The organism is Bradyrhizobium sp. USDA 3397, assembly GCF_054060965.1.
Genome location: NZ_JBSSDS010000001.1, coordinates 2,789,399 through 2,801,999, shown reverse-complemented (window position 1 = coordinate 2,801,999; position 12,601 = coordinate 2,789,399). Strand labels below are relative to the sequence as shown.

Genomic DNA, 12,601 nt, shown 5'->3' with positions numbered 1-12,601 from the left:
TTCTGCGGTGTTGGAAGTCAGCGGATTGGTGAAGCGGTTTGGCGGCTTCACCGCCGTGAACAACGTCTCGTTCCGGGTCGATCAGGGCGAGATCCTCGGCCTGATCGGTCCCAACGGCTCGGGCAAGAGCACGATCTTCAACATGCTGTCCGGCACGCTGGCGCCGACCTCCGGATCGATCCTGTTCGCCGGGCACGAGATTGCGGGCCTTGCGCCGCACCGGATCATCAACAGCGGCATCGGGCGAACCTTCCAGATCCCGCGGCCGTTCCGCCGCCTCAGCATTTTCGAGAACGTCGCGCTTGCCGGCTTCTACGGCCAGGGCCGCCACAGCCGCGCCAAGGCGGAGGAGGCGGCCGAGCGGTCGCTGGCGATGGTCGGCCTGCCGACCGACCGCCATGCCAGCGTCGATGGGCTCGGCGCGGCGGGGCTGAAGAAGCTGGAACTGGCGAAGGCGCTCGCCACCGCGCCAAAGCTGTTGCTCGCCGACGAGAGCCTCGGCGGTCTCGACGAGGCCGAGATGGACCAGGCTGCGGACATGCTGCGCAACATCCGCGACGAACTCGGCATCACCATCATCTGGGTCGAGCACATCATGGGCGTCCTGATGCGCGTCGTCGACCGCGTCATGGTGCTCGATCACGGCGAGAAGATCTCGGAAGGCCTGCCGAGCGCGGTCGCCGGCGATCCGCGCGTCATCGAGGTCTATCTCGGCACCGACGCCGAGACCACGCAGGCCGCGGCCGCCGAAGCGCGCCGCCGCGCGGGAGGCTAGGTGATGCTGGAGCTTCGCGGCCTCAATGCCGGCTATGGCACCTTCCAGGCACTGTTCGACGTCAATCTCGACGTGAAGGCCGGCGAAGCCGTCGGCGTGATCGGCCCGAACGGTGCCGGCAAGACCACCTTGATGCGCGTCATCTCCGGCCTGATCCGCCCCTCGCGCGGATCGATCAAGATGGAGGGCGTCGACCTCGTCGCGACACCGTCGCACAAGATCGTCAGCCTCGGCATTGCGCATGTGCCGGAGAACCGGCGGCTGTTTCCGCAGCTCACGGTCGACGACAATCTCAAGATGGGCGCCTTCATGAAGGAGGCGCGGGACCACTACGCCGAGCGGCTGGAGGTGGTGTTCGACCTGTTCCCCCGCCTGAAGGAACGCCGTCACCAGATGGCCGGCACCATGTCCGGCGGCGAGCAACAGATGTGCGCCATCGGCCGCGCGATGATGTCCAATCCGAAACTGTTGCTGCTCGACGAACCCTCGGCGGGGCTCGCGCCGGTGGTGGTGCAGCAGGTGTTCGAGCTGGTGAAGCGGATCCGCGCCAGCGGGCTGACGGTGCTGATCGTCGAGCAGAACGTGCAGCAGGTGCTGAAGGTGGTCGACCGCGCCTATCTGATCGAGGCGGGCACGATCCGCACGTCCGGCACCTCGGCCGAGATGCTGGCGAGCGACACGGTCAAGGAAGCTTATCTCGGGGTGTGATGGGTATGCAGGCGTTCCTGGACGTATTCGACATCTACCTGCTGGAGGCCGTCATCAACGGCATCCTGCTCGGCGGCGTGCTGGCACTGCTCGCGCTCGGGCTCAACCTGATCTTCGGTGTCATCGACGTGACCTGGATCTGCTACGCCGAGCTCGTCATGATCGGCATGTACGGCATGTATTTCATGGTGCAGTATTATGGCGTCAGCTATTTCGTCGCTGCCCCGCTCACCATCCTGCTGGTCGCCGTGCTTGGTGCGGCGCTGCACTACCTCGTCATTGCGCCGCTGCTGACCGCGCCACCGATCAACCAGCTGCTCGCGACCGGCGGGGTGCTGTTCGTGCTGCAGAGCTTTGCCACGGTCGCCTTCGGCATCGACTTCCGCAATCTCGGCATCCGCCTGCCGGTGCTCGCCTTCGGCGACATGAATTTCAGCTACGCACGACTGCTTTCGTTCGTCGCCGCGCTGGTCGGCATGGTCGCCGTCTATCTGTTCATGACGCGCACCTTCACCGGCACTGCGATCCGTGCCATCTCGCAGGACCGCCAGATCATGGCGCTGATGGGCGTCGACACCAAGCGGATCTACCTGATCACGTCGGCGCTCGGCGGCGCGCTCGCCGGCCTCGCGGCCTGCCTCCTCGTGCTGCAATACGACGTGCATCCCTTCGTCGGCCTGTCCTTCGGGCCGATCACCTTCCTGATCTGCGTGCTCGGCGGCCTCGGCAATTTCATTGGCGGCTTCATCGCCGCCTTCGTGTTCGCCGAGATCATCTCGCTCGGGGGCCTGTTCTCCGACCTCGAATGGGGCTATGTGCTGGCCTTCGCGTTCTTCATCGTCATGATGTTCATCCGGCCCGCGGGCCTGCTTGCGAGGCGCCGATGATGGGGCAGGGGCGGCTTGCTGCATGGGGCGTGGGGCTGGCGGCGCTGGTCGCGCTGCCCTTCGTCTATCGCGATCCCTATCATCTGCACATCCTGGTGCTGATCCTGATCTGGTCGTTCGCCTATACGTCCTGGTCGATGATGGGGAGGTTCGGCCTCGTGTCGCTCGGCCATGGCGGCTTCATGGGGATCGGCGCTTACGGCACCGCGCTGTTGTGGAATCACGCAGGATTGTCGCCCTGGATCGGCATTCCCATCAGCATGGCGGCGGCCGGTGCGCTGGCGATGATCGTCGGCTATCCCTGCTTTCGCTTTCGTATCACCGGGCATTATTTCGTGCTGGTGACGCTGGCGCTGTCAGGCATCGTGCTCCAGGTCATCACCGCGACGCGCGACTATACCGGCGGCTCGCTCGGCTACACCCCGAACCGCGCGTCCGGCAACAGGCTGCTGGCGCTGCAATTCGACGACAAGACCACCTGGTACCTGATCGCGCTTGCGGTGTGGCTGTTCGGCATCGTGGTCTGGCACTGGGTCGACCGCAGCATGGCGCGTTATGCGCTGGAGGCGATCTCCGAGGACGAGGACGCCGCCGCCGCGGCCGGTGTCGACGTCACCGCCGAGAAGCTGAAGATCACGCTGCTCAGCGCGTTGATGACGGCTCTGGCGGGCGCGATCTACTGCCAGTACCAGATGTTCATCACGCCCGACACCGTCAGCGGCATCGCGGTCTCGCTGCAGATGGTGTTCGCCGCGATCGTCGGCGGGCTGTTCGTCTCGCTCGGCCCGACCGTCGGCGCCATCATCACCATCCTGCTGGCGGAAACGCTACGCATCGGTTTCGGCACCAAGGCGGTCGGCTGGGATAATCTCGTTTACGGCGTGCTGCTCGTGCTTTTCATCATATTCCTTCCCAAGGGCATCCTTGGTAGCTTGCTCGACCGATTGAAGTTGCAACGCAAGGTGCCCCGCGCTCATGAGCAAAAAGCCGTCCAAGTCGCTCGCCCAGGAGCTTGACCGCTACATCACGCCGTTTCGCTACGATGGCTCGGGCAAGTTTCACCTCAAGGACCACAAGACCGACGAGAGGGGCGATCTCGACAAGGAGAAGGCGCTCGCGATCCTCGACGCCAACAAGAAGCGGCTGATCGCGTTTCAGGAGAAGCTCTACGCGCAGGATCGCTGGTCGCTCCTGATCGTATTCCAGGCGATGGACGCCGGCGGCAAGGATTCTGCGATCAAGGCGATCTTCGAGGGCATCAATCCGCAGGGCTGCGAGGTCACGGCCTTCAAGGCGCCGAGCAGCAAGGAGCTCGACCACGACTTCCTCTGGCGTCATGCGGTCGCGCTGCCCGAGCGCGGCCATATCGGCATCTTCAACCGATCGCACTACGAGGAATGCCTGGTGACGCGCGTGCATCCCGAGATTCTCGCCAAGCAGAAGCTGCCGCCGAAGCTCGTCACCAAGAACATCTGGAAGGAGCGGTTCGAGGACATCTCCGCCTTCGAGCGCTATCTCTGCCGCAACGGCACCGTGGTGCTGAAGTTCTTCCTCAACCTCTCCAAGGAAGAGCAGCGCGAGCGCTTCCTCGCGCGGCTGGACGATCCGGCCAAGCAGTGGAAGTTCTCCATGGACGACATCAGGGAGCGTGCGCTGTGGCCGCGCTACCAGGCGGTCTACCAGGACATCGTCCGGCACACGGCGACGTCCCATGCGCCCTGGTATGTCGTGCCCGCCGACCACAAATGGTTCGCCCGCGTCGTGATCGGCTCGGTGATCAATGCCGAGCTGGAAAAGCTCGACCTGCGCTTCCCCCGCGCCGACAAGGCCTCGCTTGAGGAGTTCAAGCAGGTGCGCAAGGCTCTGGAGAGAGAAGGGACGGGCGGCAGGAAGCAAGCAAAGTGACAGCCAGCGGGACCACGAACTGCAAGAACGTCAACTTCGCGCTCCAGGGCGGCGGCGCGCACGGCGCTTTCGTGTGGGGCGTGCTCGACCAGGTGCTCGAGGACGGCAGGCTCGCGATCGAGGCGATCAGCGCGACCAGTGCCGGCGCCATGAATGCGGTGGCGATGGCCTCCGGCATGGCGCATGGAGGCGCGGAGGCCGCGCGGGAGAGCCTGCACGCATTCTGGTACGAAGTCTCGCGCATGGACATGGCATACGACCTGATGTCGCCGCTGAACCAGTGGATTCAGGCCCTGAAGCTGCCGCCGGAATATCATCCGGTCCACGCATTCATCCACACGCTGACGCACACGCTGCCGCCCAACCTGCTCAATCCCTTTCAGTTCAATCCGCTCCGCGCGCTGCTGCAGCGCGTGATCGATTTCGACCGGCTCAATTCCTCGCCCGAGGCGCCGCAGCTGTTTCTCAACGCCACCAACGTCCGCACCGGCAAGATCAAGGTATTCCAGAGCCCGCTGCTGACGGCGGAAACCGTGCTCGCCTCGGCCTGCCTGCCGCCCTATTTCCAGGCCGTCGAGATCGATGGCGAGCATTACTGGGACGGCGGCTATCTCGGCAATCCCGCGATCTATCCGTTGATCTACCGCAAGGGCAGCCACGACGTCGTCATCGTGCAGGTGACGGCGATCCGGCGCGACGAGCTGCCGGCCAGTGCCGCCGATGTCCTGCACCGAATCAACGAGATCAGCTTCAATTCGTCCTTGATGCGCGAGATGCGCGCGGTCGCTTTCGCCACCCGGCTGATCGACGATGGCGAGCTCGACAGCAACAAGCATAGCCGCATGTACATGCATTGGATCGGCAACGACGCGCTGATGTCGCAGCTCGGCACGGCCACGCAGTTCCACCCCGAATGGAGCCTGTTGTGCCGCCTGCGCGATGAGGGCCGCGCGGCGGCGCGCAACTGGCTGGCGCGAAACTTCGACCAGATCGGGAAGGCCTCGACGGTCGACCTCGCGGAGATGTTTCTCTAGTTGGCCGGGTGGCCATCGACCAAAAGTGCGAAAACAACCCCATGCACAGTAGCCAGGAATAGCGGTATCAATGGCTTATCGGGTCCTATCATCCGCGATGCGGATTTCACGAAATTCGTTTGCATCGTCGGGCAAAACAGGGGCATGATGTCACCATGCCGGCTGCCTTCGGAAATCCCTCACTTCGCGCGGAAGCGATTTGCACAGCGGAACTCGGGCCGTCAAATGTGATCGTCAGATCATTGATCCTGCTTGACAGTTTTGTGTCGCAGGGGGACCATGCCCCTGGTCGCCAACAAGCGACGCGCAACGTCCACCTCATGAGCAAGGGGAGGTCTATGACACCACCTCCGCAAATCCAGCCGCGTTAATTGCGATGGAGCTCGTTCGGACTATCGCATAGCGGCGCAAACCGCGAACGGCACGCCGGGACAAGGTTTAGCGGGCTGCATCAGTGAGGCAAAGCCCCTACCTTCCCGGCGCTGTATTTTGATCGTGTCGGATGGCCGTGAAGGCCGCCGCACCGCTTTTTTTTGACACCCCGCTCGTCTTAATCCTGTTGTCTGATCCGCAAACGGTCTTTGTGCGCGCTGACGGGACATCAGCTCCCGATCCTGCGCTGCGGCAAATGCCAAGAGAATGTCGTCCCAAAGGCCAACTTCCGACACAGGCTGGGGGCGAATAGCGCCGATCCGACATGACGGATGTGCTTCGGCGGTGGCGGCCACGCTACCTGCGAGCACATTCACTTTTCCAGGGAATCTGCGTGTCGCAAAAGCTTGTCCCGGCGCTTCTCGCCGCTCTTTTCCTTGCGATCTCTTCTCTCTCCTGCGCCCGCGCCGATGCGCCAGCCGCGAACGGTGCCGCGGCGCTATCGCCTGACGAAGCCAGGCGTGCGTTGGACACGCTTCAGGACGACAAGAAGCGCGCGCAGATGATCGATACGCTCCGTGCGATCGCCAACGCGTCTGGTCCGCAACAGGCCGGGCCGCAGCCGAATTCGCCGATCCCGCTTTCGGCCGACGGCCTCGGAGCGCAGCTCATGCTCACGGTCTCGGAGGAGATCGGCGAAATCTCGCGTGAGATCGCCGGCATCGCGCGGACGCTCACGCACTTTCCCGCGTTCTACTACTGGATCGTGCGCACCGCGAACGATCCCGCGGCTTACAATCTTCTGATCGAGATCGCCTGGAAGCTGGCGCTGGTGCTCGGCTGCGCCCTCTCGGCCGAATGGGTGATCTTCCGCCTGATCCGCCGGCCGGTCGCGTTCCTGGAGGGACGCGTGCCGCAAACCGCGCGCCTGCCGGCACCCGCGTTGCCGCTTGCCGATCCGCCATCATCAGTCGCCGACGTTACGCCTGCACCTGAAATGCAGGAGCGACGCCACAGCCTTGCGCGGGTCTGGCAGATCATGCTGCGCCTGCCCTTCGTGTTCGGGCGTTTCGTACTCGAGCTGCTTCCCGTGCTCATCTTCGTCGGCGTCGCCACCGCGCTGCTCGGGACGGAGATTGGAGAACCGACAACCGTCCGCCTCGTGATCCTCGCCGTCGTCAACGCCTATGCGTTCTCGCGCGGGCTCATCTGCCTGGTTCGGGCTCTGGCGGGGCCGTTCGGCTTGTTTCCGGTGCGCGCGGAGACCGCCGCCTATGTCGAGATCTGGGCGCGCCGCATCGTCGGCGTCGGCATCTCCGGCATCGCCTTTGCCAATGTGGCGTTGCTGCTCGGCCTGCACCGCGCCGGCTACGCCGCGCTGCTGCGCATGGTGATGCTGGTCGTGCACCTCTTCATCGCCGTCATCATCCTGCAATGCCGCCGCCAGGTCGCCGATGCCATCCGCGCGCCGGCCGAGCGGCAGGGGATCGCGGCTCGTTTGCGCAACCGCATCGCCGGCGGCTGGCACTATCTTGCCATCGCCCTCGACCTCGCGCTCTGGGCGGTGTGGGCGCTCAACATCCGCAACGGCTATTCGCTGCTGCTGCAATATTTCGTCGGCACCATCGCGGTGGCGCTGGTCACGCGTGTCGTCATCATGCTGACGCTGAGCCTGATCGACCACGGCTTCCGCATCAAGCCGGAAATCCTCCAGCGCTTTCCCGGCCTCGAGATCCGTGCCAACCGCTATCTGCCGCTGCTCCGCAGGATCGTATCCGGCGTGATCGCCTTCATCGGTTTCGTGGCGGTGCTCGAGGTCTGGGGCGTGGACGCGATCGTCTGGTTCTATGGCGGCCAGATCGGCAGCCGGCTGATCTCGGCCGTGGTGACCATCGGCCTCGCCGTACTCATCGCTGCAGCGATCTGGGAAGCCAGCAATGCGCTGCTGGACCGCCAGATCAATACGCTGTCGCGGGACGGGCACTATGCCCGCGCCGCGCGGTTGCGCACCTTCCAGCCGATGCTGCGCACCGCGCTGCTCTGCCTGATCGCGACAATCGTCGGCCTCACGGCGCTGAGCGAGATCGGCGTCAACGTCGCCCCGCTGCTCGCGGGCGCCGGCATCGTCGGCATTGCGATCGGCTTCGGCTCGCAGAAGCTGGTGCAGGATCTCATCACCGGCCTGTTCCTGCTGCTGGAGAATACGGTGCAGGTCGGCGACACCGTCAGCGTGTCCGGGCTGTCGGGCGTCGTCGAGAACGTCTCGATCCGCACCATCCGCCTGCGCGCGGGCGACGGCGCCGTGCACATCGTGCCGTTCAGCGCGGTCACGACCATCACCAATGCCAGCCGCGGCGCCGGCAACGCCTCGGTTAGCGTCAACGTCGCCTACAAGGAAGACACCGACCGCGCCGGCCAGATCCTCAAGGACATCGTCGACGAGATGCGCCGTGAAGCGGATTTCCGCGCGCTCATCCGCGGCGACCTCGAGCTGTGGGGCGTCGACAAGGTCGACGGCGCGATGGTGTCGATCGTCGGGCAGATCCGCTGCACCGAGGCCGGCCGCTGGCCGGTCCAGCGCGAATTCAACCGCCGCATGAAGCTGCGCTTTCAGCAGAACGGCATCGAGGTCGCATCGTCGGGGCAGACCATCCTGATGCACATCGCGCCGCCGGCAGACAGCGCTGCCAATCTGACGCCCCGGCGGGCGGCGGGATAGACGCGCCGCATCATGCGTCCTCGTCCCTGAAGGCTCTCGAGGGCTCTCGCCATTCCCCGGCGCAACCGGTCGCAAAGAATCCATTCGGCGGCGGAGATCGTTGCGCGATGGATTCCGGGTTCGCGCTGACGCGCGCCCCGGAATGACGGTGGTAGAGAGGACGCGCCGATCCCAATACCTCATCATGGGAGCAAAAGCCTTGGCGTGTTAACCTTTCGCGCGCAAGTGCCAGGCGTTTGCAAAAATCTGCTGCGGTGCGAGATCACGATCGCGGCCGGAGTCGCTACGTCCTTGATCTCGACTGAACGCTGGCCGACAATGGCCGCGGTTCAATAAGAAACTCCTTGGGGGAATCGTGAATAGACCTGCTCGGGTCAGCGCCCATTCGACATCATCCGAGATCGCGCACGGCATGACGCTGCTGCGCGACCCCCTGCTCAACAAGGGCACGGCCTTCACGGAAGCAGAGCGCGCCGCACTCGGCTTGCGCGGCCTGTTGCCGCCCTGCGTGCTGACGATGGAGACCCAGGCTCAGCGCGTGCTCACCAATCTACGCACGCTGCCGACGGACCTGGAAAAATACGTTGCCCTGAATGCGCTGCATGACCGCAACGAGGCGCTGTTCTTCCGCGTCGTCGTCGACAATATCGACGAGATCCAGCCGATCATCTACACCCCGACGGTCGGGCTTGCCTGCCAGAAATACGGCCTGATCTTCCAGCGGCCGCGCGGCATGTTCATCTCCTCGCGCGACCGCGGCCAGATCGCGGAGATTCTGAAGAACTGGCCCTACCAGGCCAGGTTGATCGTCGTCACCGACGGCGAGCGCATTTTGGGACTTGGCGATCTCGGTGCCAACGGGATGGGTATCCCCGTCGGCAAGCTCTCGCTCTATTCGGCCTGCGCCGGCGTGCATCCGGAAGCGTGCTTGCCGATCGTGCTTGATGTCGGCACCAACAACGAAGAGCTGTTGAACGATCCCTATTATCTCGGCCTGCGCGAGCGGCGGCTGACGGGCGAGGCCTATAACAGCTTCGTCGACGAGTTCATGCAGGCCGCGAGAAAGACGTTTCCGGGCGTGCTGATCCAGTTCGAGGACTTCGCCAATCATTCGGCGTTCAAGCTGCTGCACAAATATCGCGACGAGGCCTGCGTCTTCAACGACGACATCCAGGGCACCGCGGCGGTGGCGCTCGCCGGCCTATTCTCGGCTCTGCGCATCTCCGGCGGCAAGCTGAAGGATCAGAAGATCCTGTTCCTCGGGGCGGGCGAGGCGGCGACCGGCATCGCCGATCTCGTGGTCTCCGCCATGATGGCGGAAGGCGCGTCCGAGGCGGACGCGCTTTCCCGCAACTGGCTGGTGGATTCCCGCGGTCTCGTCGTCAGCGGCCGTGAAGGCCTTTCTGGCCATAAGCTCCGCTATGCCCATGCCGGTCAGGCGCCGATCGCCGACTTCCTCACCGCGATCAAGACGCTGAAGCCGACGGCGATCATCGGCGTCGCCGCGGTCGGCGGCGCCTTCACGCCCGACGTGCTCAAGGCGATGGCCGAGCTCAACGAGCAGCCGATCGTGTTCGCGCTCTCCAACCCGACCTCGAAAGCCGAGTGCTCGGCGGAGGATGCCTATCGTTACACGGAGGGACGCGCGCTGTTCGCCTGCGGCAGTCCGTATGATCCGGTCAAGCTCAACGGCCGCAGCTTCGTGCCGCGCCAGGGCAACAATTCCTACATCTTCCCGGGCGTCGGCCTCGGCGTCATCGCCAGCCGCTCGCGCCTCGTGACCGACGAAATGTTCATGGCGGCGGCCCACGCGCTCGCCGATTGCGTCGGCAAGGAGGACCTCGCTCAGGGCAGCCTCTATCCGGCACTGCCGCGCATCCGCGAGGTCTCCGTGCGCATCGCGGCGGCGGTTGCGGATGTGGCCTATCAACGCGCGCTCGCCGACGGACCCGCGCCCAACGACGTGAAGGCCCTGGTCCAGTCGCAAATGTACGAGCCGAAGTACTGAGGGACCAGGCCGACGGTTGATCTGGTTAGGCACTCGCCAGGCTTTTGGTATTGCCGCGGCTCGTTCACCTCTCCCGCTTGCGGGAGAGGTCGGCGCGAAGCGCCGGGAGAGGGCTTTCTCCTCTTGGGGAGATTGTCCCATTGCGGAAGCACACCCTCTCCTCAACCCTCTCCCGCAAGCGGGAGAGGGAGCGGACCTCCGTCGTTGCGCGATCAAGCCTCATTTCATCGCGCCTAAAGGGGGCCGATCTGTCCCGATTCTGAACAGGTCACTGTGGTGGAATCGCCACAGCTGGCGCGAAACGAAGGCGGCCCCAGAGCCGCTTTTGTTCCGACAAGGTTCTGCCCTCATTGCCCACCGAAACTTGGGGTTGTTCGGAGGGCGCATCATGTCTCGCATTGCAAGTGCCGAAACTGCCCGGATGTCGCTGGCGAGCTCGAGCCGGTTGTTGGTCGCAATCCTTGGGGCCGCATCGCTCGCCGCCTGCTCGCAATCGCCGGTCGGCCGTCAGAAAGCCGATCTCGCCGGAACTACCCGGCAAGCCGCGGTGGAGCGCCCGCAAAGGGTGGCCGCGCTGCATCCGCGCCCGATCAGCCGGGCGCGCGTCCCCGACCGTGACGCAAAGCAAACCGCTTCGCACGGCATCGCCAGCTTCTATTCGGACACGCAGACCGCGAGCGGCGAGAAGTTCGACAGGAACGAATTGACCGCGGCGCATCCCACCCTGCCGTTCGGCACCAAGCTGCGCGTTACCGAGACCTCCTCCGGCCGTTTCGTTACGGTCAGGGTCAACGATCGCGGGCCCTTCGTGCGCGGACGCGTGGTCGACATCTCGCCTTCCGCCGCCGAGGCGCTCGGCATGGTCGACAAGGGCATCACCAATGTCAGGCTCGAGGTCGTGCAATAGGGCGCCACGCGTCGCGACCGATGCGGCGCGCTTAACCGGCTGTTAGCGGCTTCTCAAGCACCATGGCTGCCCGCACAATTGGGGACTTTGGGGGAGGCGGCGCTTGAACACGATCCAGCATCTCGAAGATCAGGCTGCGCGCGCCGAGCGGCTCGCCAAACGGATCACGGATACGCTGACGATCGAAAAGCTGCTGACCTTCGCGGGCGAACGCCGCCGCGAGATCGAGGTCATCGCCGGCAAGCACCGCCGCAACTAAAGCGCGATGCGGTCAGGTTTGATTGCTACAAGGAAGGTGCATTTCCTCTCCCGCAAAGCGCAGGGCTATCGCATACGACTTGTGACGGCGGCCTGCGCGCACGCCTCGTCCTTCGAGACGGCGCTGACGCGCCTCCTCAGGATGAGGCTAATCAGCATCAGTACTCGTTGAAACTGCTGACGCGCACTCCGCCCTCATCCTGAGGAGCCCGCCCAAAGCGGGCGTCTCGAAGGATGGACGTGCGATAGTCTTTCCCGCAAGCAGGGAGGGAGCGCACCTCCGTCCTTTCTGCAAGCGAGCTTCATTTCATCGCGCTTTGAGAGTGGCTTTCGATGAAGTCGCTGAGATAATCGGGGAGCTCTATTCCATAGATGTCGCACCGTGCGCGGATCTCGCCGGCGACGTCGCACGAGATATCCTTCATCCAGTGCTCGAGCGTGTTGAACGAGATCACCTTGATCGGGTCATTGAAGCAGCCGGCGACGAGCTCGCCGATCGTGGTGTCAAGATCGCTGCGCTCGATGCGGATTTCGGTCGCCTCGTCACGGCGATCGACCACTACGAACAGGGTCTGGTCCGCTCCGTAAGGCACGATCGGTGATGATACGCCGGTGTCAAACATCTCGAGGCGCTCACGTCATTGCTTTGATCCCTGACAACGGGAAGAACCGGAAGAAGGTTCCTGCTCGCGCGCTTGTGAGGGGCGTCAGAGAAATTCTCTCAAGCGCGACAGCTCGAGGACGTGTTCGGGGGAGAGGATTTCGGTGACGAGCGGCGGCTGCGCCACGGTGCGGATCTCGTAGAGATGGCGGGTCGTCGCCGGCTTCTGCATGAAAGCCGAGATGCAATCGTCGAGCGTGCCTTCGATGAGCTGGTAGGGCTCCCGGTCAGGCTGGCGCTGATTGGCAAGTGATGGCCATTTATGCAGCGCCGCAAGCGCGCCGAAATCGACCTTTGAATCCCCGACCACGTCCCCCATCGCCCTGCCTCACGCAAAACACGACCCCAGCACACGTGCTCGCGTGCC

At 64.3% G+C, this 12,601-nt stretch carries 12 protein-coding genes; 10 read left to right on the top strand and 2 right to left on the bottom strand.

Annotation, left to right across the window (positions count from 1 at the left end):
- Positions 1-7 precede the first annotated feature (7 nt).
- The 10 genes from ACVWYQ_RS13290 (at position 8) to ACVWYQ_RS13245 (ending at position 11,574) form a co-directional block, all read left to right on the top strand.
- On the top strand, positions 8-775 hold the full coding sequence (locus ACVWYQ_RS13290) for an ABC transporter ATP-binding protein (protein ID WP_036037489.1): 768 nt from the start codon (positions 8-10) through the stop codon (positions 773-775).
- A gap of 3 nt (positions 776-778) precedes the next feature.
- On the top strand, positions 779-1,483 hold the full coding sequence (locus tag ACVWYQ_RS13285; protein ID WP_271543708.1) for an ABC transporter ATP-binding protein: 705 nt from the start codon (positions 779-781) through the stop codon (positions 1,481-1,483).
- A gap of 5 nt (positions 1,484-1,488) precedes the next feature.
- Positions 1,489-2,370, top strand: a complete 882-nt coding sequence (locus ACVWYQ_RS13280; protein ID WP_036006719.1) for a branched-chain amino acid ABC transporter permease — start codon at positions 1,489-1,491, stop codon at positions 2,368-2,370.
- A complete protein-coding gene (locus tag ACVWYQ_RS13275; RefSeq protein WP_404543308.1) occupies positions 2,367-3,386 on the top strand; it encodes a branched-chain amino acid ABC transporter permease in 1,020 nt (339 codons plus the stop codon). Before ACVWYQ_RS13280 ends, ACVWYQ_RS13275 begins: the two co-directional genes overlap by 4 nt.
- Positions 3,346-4,275: a polyphosphate kinase 2 family protein gene (locus ACVWYQ_RS13270; protein ID WP_404543307.1), complete on the top strand. Its 930-nt coding sequence runs from the start codon at positions 3,346-3,348 to the stop codon at positions 4,273-4,275. Before ACVWYQ_RS13275 ends, ACVWYQ_RS13270 begins: the two co-directional genes overlap by 41 nt.
- Positions 4,272-5,309: a patatin-like phospholipase family protein gene (locus ACVWYQ_RS13265; RefSeq protein ID WP_338122693.1), complete on the top strand. Its 1,038-nt coding sequence runs from the start codon at positions 4,272-4,274 to the stop codon at positions 5,307-5,309. Before ACVWYQ_RS13270 ends, ACVWYQ_RS13265 begins: the two co-directional genes overlap by 4 nt.
- 766 nt (positions 5,310-6,075) lie before the next feature.
- Positions 6,076-8,400, top strand: a complete 2,325-nt coding sequence (locus ACVWYQ_RS13260; RefSeq protein ID WP_456725696.1) for a mechanosensitive ion channel domain-containing protein — start codon at positions 6,076-6,078, stop codon at positions 8,398-8,400.
- Positions 8,401-8,755: 355 nt separating this feature from the next.
- Complete coding sequence (locus tag ACVWYQ_RS13255; RefSeq protein ID WP_456725695.1) at positions 8,756-10,408, top strand: NAD-dependent malic enzyme; 1,653 nt, start codon at positions 8,756-8,758, stop codon at positions 10,406-10,408.
- 388 nt (positions 10,409-10,796) lie between these two features.
- Positions 10,797-11,315: a septal ring lytic transglycosylase RlpA family protein gene (locus tag ACVWYQ_RS13250; protein ID WP_456725694.1), complete on the top strand. Its 519-nt coding sequence runs from the start codon at positions 10,797-10,799 to the stop codon at positions 11,313-11,315.
- A gap of 103 nt (positions 11,316-11,418) precedes the next feature.
- The gene (locus ACVWYQ_RS13245) at positions 11,419-11,574 is read left to right on the top strand and encodes a hypothetical protein (RefSeq protein ID WP_172787410.1); all 156 of its coding nucleotides are present in this window, start codon (positions 11,419-11,421) and stop codon (positions 11,572-11,574) included.
- A 301-nt stretch (positions 11,575-11,875) separates the two neighbouring features.
- Here ACVWYQ_RS13245 and ACVWYQ_RS13240 read toward each other — a convergent pair whose 3' ends face one another.
- On the bottom strand, positions 11,876-12,196 hold the full coding sequence (locus tag ACVWYQ_RS13240; protein WP_271543723.1) for a hypothetical protein: 321 nt from the start codon (positions 12,194-12,196) through the stop codon (positions 11,876-11,878).
- Between the two features lie 84 nt (positions 12,197-12,280).
- Entirely contained in the window at positions 12,281-12,553 is a 273-nt protein-coding gene (locus ACVWYQ_RS13235) for a hypothetical protein (RefSeq protein WP_271543725.1), read from the bottom strand.
- Positions 12,554-12,601: the final 48 nt, after the last annotated feature.